Genomic DNA, 16152 nt, shown 5'->3' on the forward strand with positions numbered 1-16152 from the left:
ACCATCAAGTTTTCGGCTCCTGCAGCCAAAGGCGAACCGGCAGAATTGCGCTCAAGAGTACTCTACACCGGCTCGGTTAGCCCTGCTGCGAGGAGGTGAATTACGTTAGAACATGAACAACTCCCAGGAGAGTTGCCATGTTTAGGGTCTCCTGTTTGGCTCATTCTCTTTTGCTACTGGGATCCCTGGGCCTGGGTTGGATAGGCGTGTCTTTTGCCCACGCGCAGCCCTTTCAGGCGGGCGACCTGGATGGGGATGGCCGTTTGACGGTGCAGGATCTCAACCTGTTGGGGGCCTACTTGCGGGGAGAACGGGGATTGACCGACGACCAGATCCGAGCTGCCGATGTCGACCAGGATGGACGGATCACAGAAGCCGACTGGCAAGTGTTGCAGCAGCGCATTCAGGCAGCAACGGATGTGCCCACAGGACAGGTGCAGTTGGATTCCGCCTATTCGGGACAGGTGGTGGATCGGCTGACAGGGCAGCCCTTGGCCGGGGCGGAGGTGGCCATTCCGGGGGCGGGTATTTCGGTGCGCACCGATGCCCAGGGTCGGTTTCGCCTGCCAGGGCCGCTGCCGGCAGAAGAAATTTTGGTGGCGCGGCTGGAAAATTACTTGCCCTATTCCCAAAGTACAGGCAACGGTCAAGCCAGCGGGGATCGGCCTTGGCAACTGCAGTTGGAGCGCTGGGATCCCAACACAACTTTGGTGCTGGAGGCGAATGTCATCCGCCTGGGCGATAACCAGTACTCGCCGGAATCGGCTGCTGCCGGGCAATTTCTGGGCCCTGCCCAAGGGGTGGAGATGACTCGCTCTTTCACTTTGCAACGCCTGCCTTCGCGCCCACCGGTTTTGCGGATTGGATCCCTGATTGGGTTGGATACAGCTGCCGCCTATCGGGCCGGCCAATCCCGGATCCCCAGCGCCAACATGTCTCCCATGCAAGTCATCTTGAACGGGGTGGAAATCGAACAGATTCACCTGGGGGGAGATAACCTACAGATTCCCCTGCCTCTGCAACATCTGCGCCTGGGCCTGAACACTGTTACCCTGCGCACCGGCAAAACCCTGATTGAGCCCAGCATGGTCACCCGTGGTCCCCAAGTGCCGATCAGCATTCCCCTTTTCGGGGGATCCCTGCACATCTCGGTGCCGCTGGGAGGTGATACAGTCATCCGGCACGGTGGAGCCTGGGTGGATCATGACGATGTGCAGTTGGCTAACGTAACCATCGAGATCCCCAACTGACCCTGCTCCGTTCAATGGTTTTACGGCCCATACCGTCAGCCAATAGCTTGGACGTTGAATCCAGGTTGAGCGGGCCACGGGGCCTGTCGGTCAAGAGGAACAAGTTTGAGCCTGCTTTCGATAACTGACTCGATATCTGATCCGTTTGCTCAACAAGGGAAATACGTTTGTCCAGCGATTGGAAGATTCCCCTTCCAACAGCCGGCATACTGCAGTTGCTGAATTGCTCCTCTTCGATGCCTCTGTGAGTTCTGTGCATCTTGCTCTTCAAGAGGGATCCCTGAGGTGGCCCATGTGAGTGAGGTAAAATCCTGGCAACCGAGCAGATCGATAACCCAAACCCAGGAGAGCTGACTATGAGTATGAGTATGAATAGGGCTTCTGCCTTCCCCTTAACCTGGCTGTGGACGGGATCCCTGGCCCTGGGGGTGACGGCCCTGGTGACCCGCCAAGTGATCTGGGGGCTCTTACCTTTGGCAGCAGCCTACCCTGCCATCCGCCGCCGCGAAGAACAGCTTGGCCAAGTTCTGGAACAGACCTGGACACAGCAGCAACAGACAGCAACCCAACTGGAGACCCTGCAAGCGCGTTTCGAGGTGCTGGACGCTCGGCTCACTGCTGAACCGTCCCTTCTGCAGCAGACCTTGGCTTCCCCGGCTGAAGCCATTCAAGAGCTCGAGCAGAAAGTAAAGGTTTTGGAGCCCATCTGGGTACAGCAGCAGCAGACGGCGGCCCAACTGGAAACATTACAAGGGCGGATCGACGCCCTCGAAGCTCGGCCCACGTCTCATCTGTCCGTGCGGCAACAGCTGGCCCCCACCACCCAGGCCATCCAGCACATTCAGCAGCGGTTAAAAGCCGTGGAGCTGCGGTTGAATGCTCTGCCGGTATCCCAGCCCCAAGTGACTTTGGAGCAACTGGAGTTGGTGCAGGCGCAACTCCAACACCTGCAGCAGCTGGTGGCATCCCAGCCGAACCCTGCATCTCCCCGCAAAGCCCTGGGGGTGTTCATCGACGCGGCCAATCTCCACGCCAGCGCCCAGCAGCGGGGATCCCATCTCGACTATCCCAGTCTGCTCAGCTGGCTGGCCCAGGGCAGATCCGAGATGGAAGTGCATGTCTACAGCGGGGTAGATCGCCGCAACCCAGCTCAGCGTCGTTTCCTGCGGGAGTTGAGAAAACAGGGCTATCGGGTGGTCACCAAGCCGGTGGTGATCCACGCCGACGGCAGCCGCAAAGCCAATCTGGATGGGAAGCTGATCGCGGATATGATGGCGATGTGCTCCCGCTACGAGACGGTGCTGCTGCTGAGTGGGGATGGAGATTTTGCGCCGGCCCTCAAGTACATCCGCCGCCAAGGCTGCCGGCTGGAGGTAGCCGCCTACAGGCCGGACACGAACTCGGAGCTAATTTGGATAGCCAACCAGTTCGTGGATTTGTGCGCTTGGCAGGGAACAGGAACGCTGGTGCCGCTGCCTGCAAAACAGACTCCGGCCACCGACTAAACCTTTGCAATCTCAGCGCCTGAACCTCGCTTGGATCAACCTTGTCCAAAAATTGGCATTCTCCCTGCCCTAAAAGGCAAGGATTCTTTCCCAGGCCACAGGATAATTCCTACTTCTTGGGCTACACCACCCTTGCGAGTGGTGGGGGATGCCATAACCCCGACTACTGGGATGAACTCCCAGATACTTTTCCTGCTGACATTGCTCTTGCTAACACTGCGCCATACTCAAGTTGGCGGAGTTCAACCAACAGCGTAGCACGAAGCCGCCCTTGCCGCGTCAGCGGGCTGTAGGCCTTAGGGCAGGGCTTGCAACCCAGTTTTCTTGGTCAACTTAACCCCAATTGGAGAGTCCAGATGTCAACGCAACTCACACAGCGGTTTGTGCAGGCAATGCACTATGCCCATCGCTGGCATGCTTCTCAGACCCGCAAGGGAACCGGGATCCCTTACCTCAGCCATCTGTTGGCCGTAGCAGCCATCGCCCTGGAGCATGGGGCGGATGAAGATGAAGCGATTGCCGCTCTGCTCCACGACAGCCTAGAGGACGGCCCCCACAACACAGGCGAGCCCCGGGCCCAGATTGAGCAACAGATCCGGGAGCACTTTGGAGAACGGGTGCTGCAGATCATCCTGGGATGTACGGATACCGAAAGCGATGGCTCCCGAGGCGAGCCCAAAGAAAACTGGAAAGAGCGCAAAACCGCCTACCTGAAGCACCTGGAAACGGCAAATGCCTCGGTTTTGTTGGTGGCCGCCTCTGACAAGCTGCACAACGCCCGCTGCATCTTGCGGGATTTTCGCCAACTGGGGGATGAACTCTGGCAGCGGTTTTCCGCCGGAAAAGAGGGATCCCTGTGGTATTACCGATCGTTGGCAGAGATTCTGAGGCGACGGCTGCCCGGCAATCTATCGGCGGAGCTTCAAGAGCTGGTGGCTGAGTTGCAATGCCAAGCTGGAGCGGTAATGCCTTGACAGAGACAAGCAGGGCTGAAGAAAATGCTGAGGGCAGCCCTATTCATCACACTTTTTGGGTCACGCACCTATGGTTCTCGCTGTTGGCACCCCTGCTCCTGGGTTCAACACCACTGACACCCAAGGCAACCAGGTTTCGCTGGCTGATTTTGCCGGCAAAACCGTTGTCCTCTATTTTTACCCCAAAGACGACACCCCCGGCTGTACCAAAGAAGCCTGTGGATTCCGCGACGCCTACGCCGACTACCAAAGCAAGGACGTGGTGGTGCTGGGGGTGAGCATGGACGACCAGGCTTCTCACCAAAAGTTCACCGAAAAGTACAACTTGCCTTTCCCCCTACTGGTGGATAGCAGTGGGGTGATTACCCGCGCCTACGATGTGGATGGGGGCGGCTATGCCAAGCGGGTGACCTACGTCATTGATGGCGAGGGCAAAATTGCCAAGGTCTACCAGAACATCAATACCGAAACCCATGCCCGCGATATTTTGGCGGATTTGGGTTTGTAGAAACGCTGCCTCTTTTCAGTACTCCTCGCTAGATCCCGGCCTTTGCGCATGAACGACGACATTCCGGTCGCCCGTCGCCAGTCCACTCCGGCGAAAAAAGCGCAAAGTTCGGTGCCTGCCCTGAGGTCCCGTCTAGTCTTGGGCCTGGTGCTGGTTGGGCTAGTGCTCCTGGCGGGTTGGGGGATAGAGAAGTTACCGGGATCCCAGCAGGCGGCGGATCCCCAAGTTCTGGAAGAAACCGGTCAGCCCCCTCTGCCGCAGCCAACTGTGCAGAATGGGCGAGCTTCCTTGCTGGGGCACTATGCCTATTCCGAAGCCCCTGCAGACAGCTTGCGGGTGGTGGGCCACTACCACGGTCGTGAGGTGCGCCTACGCCAGGCGGCTGCTGAAAGTTACCTTCGCATGAGCGAAGCAGCTCAAGCTGCCGGGATCCGCCTTGTCCCCATTTCCGGGTTTCGCTCCATTGCGGATCAGGAATTCTTGTTTTTTCAATTGGCTCAATCCCGAGCCTTGCGACCCGAGGAACGAGCTGCTGTCAGTGCTCCCCCTGGCTACAGCGAGCACCACACTGGCTATGCCATCGACCTTGGGGATGCCGGGTTTCCGCAGTGGGATACTCAAGAAGCCTTTGAGACCACCCCGGCCTTCCAGTGGCTGCAGAGCAACGCGGCCCGCTTTGGCTTTGAGCTGTCTTTCCCCAGAAACAACCCTCAGGGGGTGAATTACGAACCCTGGCACTGGCGCTTTGTGGGCGACCGCCATAGCCTAGAGACCTTTTACAAGCGCTAGCCAACTCCCTTCTTCTGAGGGAAGGGGGGCTGGGGGTGAGGGCCCAAAGAGCGGATGACGCGATTCGAACGCGCGACCGTCTCGTTGGCAACGAGAAGCTCTACCACTGAGCTACATCCGCGTCGGGAAATTTATGATGGCAAGTTTTGCGGTGGTTTGTCAAGTCAGGGATCCCTGGCGCATTTTGTTCCAGAATGAGAGAAGTTCATCTTTCTTTGCAGTTGCGCAAAGTCTGGGCGGGATCCCGGGCAGCGCCTGTTTGAGGGTATTGCTATGCGGGTAGCCATTATTGGGGCCGGATTGGCCGGGTTGGTGACGGCAGTCGATTTGGTCGAGGCAGGACACGAGGTGCAGCTCTACGAGGCGCGGCCTTTTGTCGGTGGCAAGGTGGGATCTTGGCAGGATGCCGATGGCAACCACATCGAGATGGGGCTACACGTTTTTTTCTGTAACTACAGCAACTTGTTTGCCCTGATGAAGAAGGTGGGAGCCTACGAGAACCTGCTGCCTAAGCAGCACACCCACACCTTTGTCAACCGAGGTGGGCAGACGGCCAGTCTGGATTTTCGCTTTCCCCTGGGGGCACCTTTCAACGGCCTCAAAGCCTTTTTCGCCACCGAGCAGCTCTCTTGGGCGGACAAGCTGCGCAACGCCTTGGCGCTGGGCACCAGCCCCTTGATTCGCGGCTTGCTGGACTATGAAGGGGCAATGCGGCAAATTCGCGCCTTGGATCGGATGAGCTTTGCCGATTGGTTTCGGCGGCATGGGGGATCCGAGGGTAGCCTGAAGCGGATGTGGAACCCGATTGCCTATGCCTTGGGCTTTATCGATACAGAGCAGATTTCTGCCCGCTGCATGCTGACGATCTTTCAGATGTTTGCCAGCAAAACAGAAGCCTCCAAGCTCAATCTCCTCAAGGGATCCCCGGACACCTACCTCACTCAGCCCATCGTCCGCTACATCCAAGCCCGCGGGGGCCAGATCCACACCCGCAGAGGGGTCAGTCGCATTGAAGTGAGCGACTCCTCTCCCTACCCCGTGACCGGCTTGCTCTTGACTAATGGAGAGCGGGTAGAGGCAGATGTGTACGTGTGCGCAGCGGCGGTGGAAGGGGCCAAGCGGCTGATCCCGGAAGTGTGGCGGCAGTGGCCACAATTCGACAACCTCTACAAGCTGGAATCCGTACCGGTGGCCACGGTGCAATTGCGCTTCGATGGCTGGGTGACGGAGCTGAACCCCCAAGGCCAGGCCAAACGAGCTGGCGAACACCCAGAGGCTCTTGGCATCGATAATCTCCTCTACACTGCCGATGCCGATTTTTCCTGTTTTGCCGATCTGGCCCTCACCAGCCCCGCCGACTACTACAAACCCGGCCAGGGATCTCTATTACAATGCGTGCTCACGCCGGGGGATCCCTTCATTTCCATGCCCAACGAGCAAATTGCCCAGCACGTGTTGCACCAAGTCCACGAGCTGTTTCCTTCATCCCGGCAACTGAACATGACCTGGTACAGCGTGGTGAAACTGGCCCACTCCCTCTATCGAGAAGCGCCGGGCATGGATCCCTATCGCCCACAGCAAAAGACCCCAATACCCAACTTCTTTTTTGCCGGCAGCTACACCGCCCAAGACTACATCGACAGCATGGAAGGGGCCACCCTCTCCGGCCACCTGGCTGCTCAGGCCATTCTGGCTGCCCACAGGGATCCCCAATAGGAGGACTTTCACCTGATGGCACTTGACCCCTTTGACATACTCCCCGTCATAAAGGGCGAGGATTCCGGTTCCTGGTTCTGCTACGGCACTTCCTCTGTCGGGTTGCCCTCCCATTCGCGCCAGCGGGACGGAGCCCTTGAAGCCTGCACTCTATGTGTCGGCATGAGTGCGGGAGTATGTCACAGTGGGTACCAGAAGTCTTGGCCCAAAGCCGAGAGTTGGGTAGAAGTCCAGCCCTTCGCGCCCCTCGCCAAAAAATACGCTCCATCCTAGGGGATCAATACGAGCCACAGGCCCCATACCCTGAGAGTTTTGCCCAGGAAGGATGATGATCGCCCTCAACCTGCAGCCGGCTGTGAATTTAACCGATGAAGTTTTCGAGCAGCTCTGCCGGCGGAATCCTGAGCTGCGCCTGGAACGCACCGCCCAAGGAGAACTGATCGCCATGGCTCCTGCAGGCAGCGAAAGCAGTCGTCAAAACTTGAGCCTTAGCGCCCAGCTCTGGCAGTGGAACCGGCAAACTCAGCTTGGTGTGGCCTTTGACTCTTCCGCCGGTTTTGCCTTGCCCAATGGGGCCATTCGCTCTCCCGATGCTGCTTGGATGCCCAAAGAGCGCTGGCAGCAGCTCACCCCAGAGCAGCGCCGTCGTTTTGCTCCCCTCTGCCCTGACTTTGTGCTGGAACTGAAGTCTCCTACTGACGAGCTGGCCATCCTTCAGGCCAAGCTGCAGGAGTACCTGGACAACGGATCCCAACTGGGCTGGTTAATCGACCCGGAAAGCGGGAAGGTCTATGTCTATCGCACAGGTCAGCCGGTGCAAGTTTTGGAGCGACCTACCAGCTTGTCTGGGGATCCCGTTCTTCCTGGCTTTGTTATGGATCTCACCCTAATCTGGGGATAACCGACCCACCCCATGACTCCAAATTTCATTTTTCCCACTCTGGGGAGAAACGCCAGGGATCCCCAAGCTGCTTCGCTGCAATTCAAGTAACCCTGCTCTACTGCTTGGAGCCAGAACTAACCGCTGCTCCCACCCTCTCCATTAGGTCGTCCAGCTCGCTGTAGTCCGGCAAAGTGGTGTCGATGGCCTGCCCCTGACGCAACACCACCCGGTCATGTTGGGGTCGCGAGAGCAGCTCGTCAAAGCCACGTCCCTTGAACAGCACCAGATCTGCCGGCAAGCCCACCCCAATTTGCCCTCGCTCGGTCAAGCCCATGATGCGGGCAGGGGTGGTGGTGATGGCCTGGGGCCAATCCCCATAGGGGGTATCCAGGTGCAAAATGCGGGTGGCCTCCCGGAACACCTCCAAGCCATCGTGATCCCCAAAGCCGTAGAAGGGATCCCGGCAATTATCGCTGGCTATCATCACCGGCACGCCCAAAGCCTTCAGCTCATGCAACAGCGTCACTCCCCGCCAGCGGGGGGTATGGCCGGGGTTACGGGCTTGCAAATATAGGTTACACATGGGCAGGCTGACCACGGCAATTCCCGCCTCTCTGACCAAGGCCATAGTCTTGTGGGCCACCTCCGGCGGTTGCACGGCCAGGCTACAGCAATGGCCACACACCACCTGATGGGGAAAATCGTTGCGCAAGGCCGCCGCTGCTACGTGTCTCAATGTGAGGGATCCCGGATCATCCGTCTCATCCGTATGAAAGTCCAGAGCCAAGCCCCGCTCCTTGGCCAGGGCAAACACCCGATCCAATTGCCGATCCAGTTCCGGCCCCATCGCCGCCACCCCCCCCAGGATCCCGCCCACTTCCGCCACCTTGTCCGCCAGCTTTTCTGCTGCAGGGGTGAGAAAGGCATCCAAGCTCAAAAGCGTGACCGCCTGGAGTTCCAGCTTGCCCGCCCACTCTCGGCGCAGCTGAACAAACACCTCCCAGCTGGCCCCCATAACCTGAGGATTCTCACAGACCAGATGGGTGCGCACTGCCTGGGATCCATGGGCATAGCTGCAGCGCAAACCAAAGCTGAAGCGACGGTAGAGATCCTCCCGAAACTGCTCCGGATCCCCGTCATAGGCTTGCTTCATCTTCACCCAATCTTCCTGGCCGGCCTGCCTCGCCCCGGCAAAGGTACCATCGGGATTGGGGGTGCGCGGCCACACATGCCCCTTATCCAGGTGGGTATGGATATCCACAAAGCAGGGCCACACCTGGCCTCGCCTTAGATCCACGCCGGGGATCCCCTGGGGCGGGATCCCTGTTGCCAGCTGGATTCGGCGGATCTGCCCCCCTTCGATTTCCAGATCCAGCAACACCAGGTTATCGCGGTTGGGAACAGCTCCTGGCACCGCCTCCTTCAGTACCGACAGGGGAACCTGAGCATTCAGCAGCCAGTAGTGGGCAACGCCGGGGATCTGCATGGCGGGCAACGAAAAAAGCAGCTCTCCATCGTAAAGGGATCCCGGCCTATCCAGATGAATCCAGTGCTACAGCGGCTAGGCAAACTGGCCCACCACCTGCATGGCAAAACTGAGCAAAATGAAGGCCAGCCAGGGGGAAAAGTCCAAGCCACCAATGGGGGGAATGATGCCGCGGAACAGGTTGAGATAGGGATCGGTGAGTTGGCTGAGCACCGACAGGATGGGGTTAGACCAGTTCAGTTGCGGGAACCAGCTCAGCAAAATCCGCACGATCAGCAGAGCATTGTAAATGACGATGAACTGGTAAAGGGAGCGGAACAGCAACGACCCGGCAGTGCCGTAGACCAACCCCAGAGAGAGGCCGTCCATCCAGGCGAGAGGAGACAACAAGTGGCTAAGCATCATAGCGGTTCAGAGAAGGGAATGAACAAAACACAGATCAGTCAGACAGACCAAACGCCGTCAGCAGAGGCAAACCTCACATCCGATGGCAACCCATCCAAAGATGCAAGGCAGAAAGCCATTGCCGCCTCTAGTTTGACATGGGCGGGAGACCCCTGAGGTTCCTTCTTCCCGCTCAAGCTCAAGAGTTTTCCTCAGCAGCAGGGGCAGGCACTTCCTTGACAAGCAACTGAGCCCGGGTGGCCTGGATCGCCTCGTTTAACTCGGCAATCTTGGCCTCTAGAGTGCGGCGGGCTTGGGCAATTCGTTCTGCCTCATTTTCCCACTTCTTCCAGTCGCTGGACATGGCCGACTCACCTGAAGCACTGAGGCGCGGTCGTTCAGGGGTTGCGGAGGTGCCGTTGAGGCGATCTGGATCCCGGCGTTGGCCTTCGGCGGATCCCTTGCTGAGTCGAGGGGCAAGCACAAACCCGATCACCCCGCCGATCATCCCTCCCAACACGGCGCCGGTCACTACACCCGCAATGAAATCACCTTTCTGATCTGCCACGCTTCTGTCCAGCTCAATAAACAACAAACTTAAACTTGAGCCACCTTCTTCCGTTCTATCTTTCCTGTCCCACTCCTGCCAGCAAATCCGACCAGGGTTGAGGTGGCCGCCAGCGGCTAAGATGTTCCAGATGGGCTTGCACCTGATCCCTGAACTCGGCAAACGTGTGTTGCAGATCGCCGGTCGAGGGTAGGGATCTCAGCGTCGCCTGCCAGAGGTAGGCCGGGGAAAGTTCAGGGCTGATCAACCGCCACAGGCGCTGCAGCTCCTCAAAGTGAAGGCGATCATCTTCTGTGAGGGAAAGCACCAACTGGCGGCGCAGATCGCGGGCCTCTTCCGACATCAGGTAGCGCAAGCCCATTTGGGCGGTGGGCAACCAATCCAGTTCCCCATCGCTGCGGGCAATTTGAATCAGGTTCTCCAGGCGGTTCCAGCGGAACTTGCCGTCTTTGATCAACACTTGCAGCAGCCGTTGGCGAATACGAGGCGATTCGTCCGTCAGCAGGCGCTTGGCCACATAGGGATAGGCCACACCGACGATGCGGAACTGGGGATAGAGGCTGAGGGCTACTCCCTCTTGGGTCACCAAAGAGCGGATCACCAGAGCAAAGTGGGAGGGCACCTGAAAGGGGTAGCGGTACATCAAGTCGGAGAACTGATCTGTGGCCGTTTTGAAGTTAAAGTTGACCACCTCTTGGGTCAGCACGTCTGCCAGCACCTTTTCCAAGGCGGGGATCAGCTCTTGGCGGCCGACATCCGACTGCAAAAAGCCCAGATGAATAAAGTCATCGATCAGGGCGTTGTAGTCGCGATCCACCAGGTGAACCAGAGCATCCACCAAGTACTCCTTCATTTCCTCGGTAAGCTGATCCATCATGCCGAAATCGATGTAAGCCAAGCGACCATCGGCCAGGGCAAACAAGTTACCTGGGTGGGGATCCGCGTGGAAAAAGCCGTATTCCAGCAATTGCTTGAGGGCAGCAACCACCCCGATACGCACCAATTGTTTCACCTCCAGGTTGGCTGCTCGAATGCGCTCCACATCCGTCAGCTTGATGCCGTCGATCCACTCCAGGGTCAGAACCCGGCGGGTGCTGTAAGCCCAGAAGATGCGCGGCACGTACACATCCGGATCGTCGCGGAAGTATTCGGCGAAGCGCTCGCAGTTTCGCCCTTCGTGCAGGTAGTCGATCTCTTCAAAAAGCTTGCGGCCAAACTCATCGACCACCGCCGTCAAAGTACTGCCCAGGTTTAAGGGCAGCCAGGGGCCCAGCCATGTCGAGGCCCAGCGAATCAGGTACAGATCCAGGCTCAACTGCTCTCGCAGATGGGGTCGCTGCACCTTCACCGCCACCCATTCGCCGCTGTGCAACTGCGCTTTGTAAACCTGGCCCAAACTGGCAGCAGCCACCGGCTCTGGAGAGATCTGGGCAAAGATCTCGGCAATCGGACGGCCCAACTCGGATTCGATGCGGGCAAATGCTTGCTCGGAAGGAAATGGCGGCAGTTGATCTTGCAGTTGGGTGAGTTCTTCTAGGTAGTCTTTGCGCACCAGATCGGGGCGGGTGGAGAGGGCCTGACCCACCTTGATGAACGTTGGCCCCAGGTCGGTGAGCAGCTTTCGCAACTGCACCGAGCGCCGTCCCACATTGCGATCAGTGTGGCCCCACAGTTGATCCCAGCGCAAACAGAGGACAAACCACAAGAAAGGCCAGAGAATGGCCAGCGCCCGACCGATCACTTGGGGCAGGCGCCAGCGGTAATAGCGGCAGATCAATTGCGGATCGTAAACTTCCAAAGCGGCAACGGATGAAATTCTACTAAACACACTCCAGCGATCTCACAGTCTTTTGTTTTAAAGCTCTCGGTATCCATCTTAACAGAAAAAGCCTCGCCGTTTCTGCGCAAGGGCCTGTCAGCCCCATCCTGCCCCCTTCTCGGCCAGGGCCGGCCTGTTTCCCCCTCAAATGATGGTGTTGTCCGGGATCACCGAGTCTTTGATGATGGTGACGATGCCATTGCTGATCCAGATCCCCTCCTCTTCCCGCTGCGCTTCGGTGACGTGATCCTTGTTGAGGATGCGGACATTGCGCCCAATGCGGGCATTCTTATCCACGATGGCGTTGACAATGTGGGAGTTGGCCCCGATGCCCACCGGTGGGATCCCTTCCTCTAGCCTGGCCTGCCGCTCTTCTGCCGACTCGTAGTAATCGGCTCCCATCACCAGGGTGTTTTCGATGGTGGTGTTGGCCTCCAAGCGGCTGCGAATGCCGATGATGGAGTTGCGAATTTGGGCGTTTTTGATGATGCAACCATCGGCGATCATGGAGTTGACAATCTGGGAGTCGAGGATTTTGTTGGGGGGCAAAAAGCGCGGGCGGGTGTAGATGGGCATTTCGCTGTCGAAGAAGCTGAAGGGCGGGTTGGGCTGCTGCACCAGTGCCAGGTTGGCCCGATAAAAAGCCTCGATGGTGCCGATGTCTTCCCAGTAACCCTTGAAGAGGTAGGCTTGCAGATGGTACTTGCCGATGGCTGCCGGCAGCACCTCTTTGCCAAAGTCGGTGTGCTCCTTGACTTTGAGCATCTCGATCAGAGCTTCTCGCTTGAATACATAGATGCCCATGGAGGCGATGTAGGGCTTGGCTTTGGCTTCTTCCGGGCTGAGGCCGAGGGCTTGGGTGTCCACCTGACAGGCTTTCAGCAGATCTCCTGTTGGCTTTTCCTTGAAATCCACAATGCGACCGTTCTCGCCAAGCTTGAGCAAGCCAAAACCCGAGGCCACTTTTTCTTCACAGGGGAGCACCGCCAGGGTCACATCGGCTCCCACCTGCCGGTGATGGTGGATGAAGGGGCGGTAGTCCATGCGGTAGAGGTGATCCCCAGACAGGATGAGGAAGTCCCGCGGCTTCCAGGAGTCCATCAGCCAGAGGTATTGGCGAACGGCATCGGCGGTGCCTTGGAACCAATCGGGATTGTCAGGGGTTTGTTGGGCCGCCAAAACGTCCACAAAGCCGCCTGTGAAGGGGGACAAGCGGTAGGTGTTGACGATGTGGCGGTTCAGAGAGGCAGAGTTGAACTGGGTGAGGACGTAGATTTTTTCGATGTCGGAGTTGATGCAGTTGCTGACCGGGATGTCGATGAGGCGGTATTTGCCGGCCAGGGGCACAGCAGGTTTAGCGCGGCGCTTGGTCAGGGGATAAAGTCGGGTGCCACGCCCACCTCCCAAGATGATCGCCAGTACATCGCGCATGGTTGTCCTCCACCAGGCTACACCCAATAGCATAGACTGCTGCGGGGCCACCTCAACGACTGTCCTGTCGGATCTGGCCGGGCTGCTCGGAAAGGGGAACAAGTTGGCAAAACGGGGGGAGCTGATGGCGCGTATCCTGGCCTTTACCAACAACAAAGGGGGCACCGGCAAGTCCACCCTCTGCGTCCACGCGGCTCAGTTGACGGCCCAACGGGGATACCGAGTTCTGCTCATCGATCTCACGTCCCAGGCCACCGCCAGCAGTCTCTACTTGGAAGAGGCCGGATCCTTGCCGGCACCGGAAACGGCTTGGGCCAGCTTACACCCGCAGCACCAACGTCCTCTGGAAGAGGTGATCTACTGCACGGACAAGGGAGTGGATGTGGCGCCCTCCCACAGCACCATGGCGGAAGTGGCGGCCCAACTGGCTGCTGCTGGAGAGATGGGGCAGAATCTGTTGCAGCGCCAACTGGATCCCTTGCTGCAGGACTACGACTTCATCTTTCTCGATACGCCGGGAGAACTGAATGCTCTCACCGCCAATGCCCTGCGGGTGGCCCAGCGGGTACTGATCCCGACACGGCTCAACCGCGCCGATTTCTCCTGCACGGAAGTAACCTTGCGCTACATTGAGGCCCTGAAAGGCCAGCTCAGCCACGCCCGCGCCATTTTGACAATGCTGGATGACCGCTATCTGCCGGGGGGCATTTGGTCGGGATCCCATACCGGGCAATTGTATGTGCAAGCGCAACAGATTTTTGCGGATGTGCTTTCACCCGTTACTATTCCAGATAGCAGCGATTTGCGCATTGCTTTTGACTACGGCTTGACGGTGATGGACTATCGGCCTGGATCGGCGGTGTGTCAGCGGCTGCTGCAGTTTGTTGAACGCGAGGTGCTCTTGTGACTGGATCTGACCGCAGCCTCTTTCCTTCGTCGGGGGAAACTTCCCGCCGCTCCGGCGGAATTCGGCGCAAGGCCAGTGCTAAAACCAGTTCAGAGCCCACCTCCGCAGAGTCTACTCCCACAGGCGAGGAGCCGACAACGATGTCTTCTCAGTCTCCCCCAGAACCAACCCCAGAATTGCCGGAAATTGCAGCCCTCAAAAGCCAACTGGCCGAAGCTCAACAACTCTTGCAAGACTACCAAAACAAAGTCTCTACCCTGCAAGCTCAATTGCAGCAGGTTACTGCCCATCGGGACGAATTGCAAAAGGCGCTGGCGCAGTTGCAAGCGGTTGCGGACGAGCGGGCCAAAACCATCCAGGAGTTACGGAAACCCAAAGAGCAAGCCCCCATCATTCAGCCCAAACCCCAATCCTCACCTCTGCACGCGCAAAAGAAGATCATGAATCGGCCCATCTTCGACAACGTATCGGCCACCGATGAAAGCATGCCCCCCTATTTGTTGGATTGACTGGGATGGAGGGGATCCCTGAGGGCGTGATTTGGATGGGGTCTCCACCTGTTCTGCTCCCTCCTGTTTTCAGCCCGACCTGTGCTTTTTTCCCTGCTTCCTGGAGATCCGGGATCCGATAGTTGGATATTGGATTGGATAACCTTTGTTCTCAGTGCCCTTCTCATGAGCCAATCTCCATCGACTCTCCCTGCTGGTGATGCCATTCCGCCCCACGGGGGCACCCTGATCAACCGCATTGCCCCGCCTGAGCAGGCGCAGGAGCTGCGTTCCAAAGCCGAACATTGCCCCATTCTTTATCTCGACGAGCGGGCCCAATCGGATCTGGAGATGATCGCCATTGGGGGCTTCAGCCCGCTAACGGGGTTTATGGGGCGGGAAGATTACCAGGCCGTTCTGGAAACAATGCACCTGGCCAATGGCTTGGCTTGGTCGCTGCCGGTCACCCTGCCGGTCTCCTCAGAAGTGGCAGCGGGTCTGAAAGAGGGGCAAATGATTGCCTTGGCCAGCTCCGCGGGCAAGATCCTGGGCTTACTGGAGCTGACCGAGAAGTTCACCTACGATAAAACATACGAAGCCCTGCAAGTTTATCGCACCACCGATGAGCAACATCCAGGGGTAAAGGTGCTCTACGAGCAGGGATCCGTCTATTTGGCCGGCCCCGTCACCCTCCTGCAGCGGGATCCCCACCCTCTTTTTCCGGCCTACCAGATCGATCCGGCCCAATCGCGGCAACTGTTTCGGGAAAGAGGCTGGAGAACCATTGTAGGCTTCCAAACCCGCAACCCCATCCACCGCGCCCATGAATACATCCAAAAATGTGCCTTGGAGATTGTGGACGGGCTATTTTTGCACCCGCTGGTGGGGGCTACCAAAAGCGACGACATTCCCGCCGATGTGCGTATGCGCTGCTACGAGGTGTTGATCGAAAAGTACTACCCCAAGGAGCGGGTGATCTTGGCCATCAACCCTGCGTCGATGCGCTACGCCGGCCCCCGCGAGGCTATTTTCCATGCTCTCATTCGCAAAAACTATGGCTGTACCCATTTCATTGTGGGGCGGGATCACGCCGGGGTGGGGAACTACTACGGTACCTACGATGCCCAACACATTTTCGATGAGTTCCAGCCGGGGGAGCTGGGCATCATTCCCTTGAAGTTTGAACATGCTTTCTATTGCACCGTCACCGGCACCATGGCCACGGCCAAGACCAGCCCCAGCCAGCCTCACCAGCGCATTCACCTCTCAGGTACCAAGGTGCGGGAAATGCTGCGCCGCGGTGAAGTGCCCCCGCCGGAGTTTTCTCGACCAGAAGTGGCCCGGCTGCTGGCCGAAGCCATGCGAGAGCGGGGTTAACCCTGGGAATCTCCCTAAGTGGCAGTCAAAAAGGGCCTGGGACAGACCAGACCCTCTGTATTGAAAG

General features: G+C 58.2%; 15 protein-coding genes and 1 tRNA gene. 10 read left to right on the plus strand and 6 right to left on the minus strand.

Annotated elements, in window-relative coordinates:
- The first annotated feature begins 137 nt into the window (after positions 1-137).
- The 5 genes from NW870_RS03815 (at position 138) to NW870_RS03835 (ending at position 5026) form a co-directional block, all read left to right on the plus strand.
- The gene (locus tag NW870_RS03815) at positions 138-1250 is read left to right on the plus strand and encodes a dockerin type I domain-containing protein (protein ID WP_414373988.1); all 1113 of its coding nucleotides are present in this window, start codon (positions 138-140) and stop codon (positions 1248-1250) included.
- Positions 1251-1618: 368 nt separating this feature from the next.
- Positions 1619-2755, plus strand: coding sequence for an NYN domain-containing protein (locus NW870_RS03820; RefSeq protein WP_414373990.1), 1137 nt, complete (start codon positions 1619-1621; stop codon positions 2753-2755).
- 356 nt (positions 2756-3111) lie between these two features.
- Positions 3112-3729 (plus strand): HD domain-containing protein, encoded by a 618-nt coding sequence (locus tag NW870_RS03825; RefSeq protein ID WP_011432688.1) that lies wholly within the window; start codon positions 3112-3114, stop codon positions 3727-3729.
- A 70-nt stretch (positions 3730-3799) separates the two neighbouring features.
- Complete coding sequence (locus tag NW870_RS03830; protein ID WP_011432689.1) at positions 3800-4237, plus strand: peroxiredoxin; 438 nt, start codon at positions 3800-3802, stop codon at positions 4235-4237.
- Between the two features lie 48 nt (positions 4238-4285).
- On the plus strand, positions 4286-5026 hold the full coding sequence (locus NW870_RS03835) for a D-alanyl-D-alanine carboxypeptidase family protein (RefSeq protein ID WP_414373992.1): 741 nt from the start codon (positions 4286-4288) through the stop codon (positions 5024-5026).
- Between the two features lie 49 nt (positions 5027-5075).
- On the opposite strand, the gene NW870_RS03840 is transcribed toward NW870_RS03835, so the two are convergent.
- Positions 5076-5147: transfer RNA gene (locus tag NW870_RS03840), tRNA-Gly, on the minus strand.
- Positions 5148-5299: 152 nt separating this feature from the next.
- On the opposite strand from NW870_RS03840, the gene zds reads away from it, so the two are divergent.
- Both zds and NW870_RS03850 read left to right on the plus strand, forming a co-directional pair.
- The gene (gene zds, locus NW870_RS03845; RefSeq protein WP_414355875.1) at positions 5300-6742 is read left to right on the plus strand and encodes a 9,9'-di-cis-zeta-carotene desaturase; all 1443 of its coding nucleotides are present in this window, start codon (positions 5300-5302) and stop codon (positions 6740-6742) included.
- 328 nt (positions 6743-7070) lie between these two features.
- Positions 7071-7643, plus strand: a complete 573-nt coding sequence (locus NW870_RS03850) for a Uma2 family endonuclease (RefSeq protein ID WP_414374018.1) — start codon at positions 7071-7073, stop codon at positions 7641-7643.
- A gap of 97 nt (positions 7644-7740) precedes the next feature.
- Here the strand turns inward: NW870_RS03850 and NW870_RS03855 are convergent, their stop codons facing one another.
- The 5 genes from NW870_RS03855 to NW870_RS03875 all read right to left on the minus strand — a co-directional run bounded on the left by NW870_RS03855 (position 7741) and on the right by NW870_RS03875 (position 13313).
- Positions 7741-9111: a cytosine deaminase gene (locus NW870_RS03855; protein ID WP_414374020.1), complete on the minus strand. Its 1371-nt coding sequence runs from the start codon at positions 9109-9111 to the stop codon at positions 7741-7743.
- Positions 9112-9186: 75 nt separating this feature from the next.
- On the minus strand, positions 9187-9516 hold the full coding sequence (locus NW870_RS03860; RefSeq protein WP_414355873.1) for a YggT family protein: 330 nt from the start codon (positions 9514-9516) through the stop codon (positions 9187-9189).
- Between the two features lie 178 nt (positions 9517-9694).
- On the minus strand, positions 9695-10063 hold the full coding sequence (locus NW870_RS03865; RefSeq protein ID WP_414373993.1) for a hypothetical protein: 369 nt from the start codon (positions 10061-10063) through the stop codon (positions 9695-9697).
- A gap of 55 nt (positions 10064-10118) precedes the next feature.
- Positions 10119-11891: an ABC1 kinase family protein gene (locus NW870_RS03870; RefSeq protein WP_414373995.1), complete on the minus strand. Its 1773-nt coding sequence runs from the start codon at positions 11889-11891 to the stop codon at positions 10119-10121.
- Positions 11892-12026: 135 nt separating this feature from the next.
- Entirely contained in the window at positions 12027-13313 is a 1287-nt protein-coding gene (locus NW870_RS03875; RefSeq protein WP_414373997.1) for a glucose-1-phosphate adenylyltransferase, read from the minus strand.
- A gap of 124 nt (positions 13314-13437) precedes the next feature.
- Here NW870_RS03875 and NW870_RS03880 point away from each other — a divergent pair, with 124 nt between their 5' ends.
- The 3 genes from NW870_RS03880 to sat all read left to right on the plus strand — a co-directional run bounded on the left by NW870_RS03880 (position 13438) and on the right by sat (position 16085).
- Positions 13438-14220: a ParA family protein gene (locus tag NW870_RS03880; RefSeq protein ID WP_414373998.1), complete on the plus strand. Its 783-nt coding sequence runs from the start codon at positions 13438-13440 to the stop codon at positions 14218-14220.
- Positions 14221-14360: 140 nt separating this feature from the next.
- Positions 14361-14729 carry a hypothetical protein gene (locus tag NW870_RS03885; RefSeq protein WP_414329683.1) on the plus strand — a complete coding sequence of 123 codons (369 nt, stop codon included), beginning with the start codon at positions 14361-14363 and terminating at the stop codon, positions 14727-14729.
- Positions 14730-14894: 165 nt separating this feature from the next.
- On the plus strand, positions 14895-16085 hold the full coding sequence (gene sat, locus NW870_RS03890) for a sulfate adenylyltransferase (protein WP_414373999.1): 1191 nt from the start codon (positions 14895-14897) through the stop codon (positions 16083-16085).
- The last annotated feature ends 67 nt before the right edge of the window (positions 16086-16152 follow it).

The sequence above is a fragment of the Synechococcus sp. R50.1 genome (genome assembly GCF_047462115.1).
Classification (GTDB): Bacteria; Cyanobacteriota; Cyanobacteriia; order Thermostichales; family Thermostichaceae; genus Thermostichus.

Coding starts and splice junctions, on each gene's coding strand:
- NW870_RS03815 (WP_414373988.1), top strand. CDS start 138: ATGTTTAGGGTCTCCTGTTTGGCTCATTCTCTTTTGCTACTGGGATCC.
- NW870_RS03820 (WP_414373990.1), top strand. CDS start 1,619: ATGAATAGGGCTTCTGCCTTCCCCTTAACCTGGCTGTGGACGGGATCC.
- NW870_RS03825 (WP_011432688.1), top strand. CDS start 3,112: ATGTCAACGCAACTCACACAGCGGTTTGTGCAGGCAATGCACTATGCC.
- NW870_RS03830 (WP_011432689.1), top strand. CDS start 3,800: ATGGTTCTCGCTGTTGGCACCCCTGCTCCTGGGTTCAACACCACTGAC.
- NW870_RS03835 (WP_414373992.1), top strand. CDS start 4,286: ATGAACGACGACATTCCGGTCGCCCGTCGCCAGTCCACTCCGGCGAAA.
- zds (WP_414355875.1), top strand. CDS start 5,300: ATGCGGGTAGCCATTATTGGGGCCGGATTGGCCGGGTTGGTGACGGCA.
- NW870_RS03850 (WP_414374018.1), top strand. CDS start 7,071: ATGATCGCCCTCAACCTGCAGCCGGCTGTGAATTTAACCGATGAAGTT.
- NW870_RS03855 (WP_414374020.1), bottom strand. CDS start 9,111: ATGCAGATCCCCGGCGTTGCCCACTACTGGCTGCTGAATGCTCAGGTT.
- NW870_RS03860 (WP_414355873.1), bottom strand. CDS start 9,516: ATGATGCTTAGCCACTTGTTGTCTCCTCTCGCCTGGATGGACGGCCTC.
- NW870_RS03875 (WP_414373997.1), bottom strand. CDS start 13,313: ATGCGCGATGTACTGGCGATCATCTTGGGAGGTGGGCGTGGCACCCGA.
- NW870_RS03880 (WP_414373998.1), top strand. CDS start 13,438: ATGGCGCGTATCCTGGCCTTTACCAACAACAAAGGGGGCACCGGCAAG.
- NW870_RS03885 (WP_414329683.1), top strand. CDS start 14,361: ATGTCTTCTCAGTCTCCCCCAGAACCAACCCCAGAATTGCCGGAAATT.
- sat (WP_414373999.1), top strand. CDS start 14,895: ATGAGCCAATCTCCATCGACTCTCCCTGCTGGTGATGCCATTCCGCCC.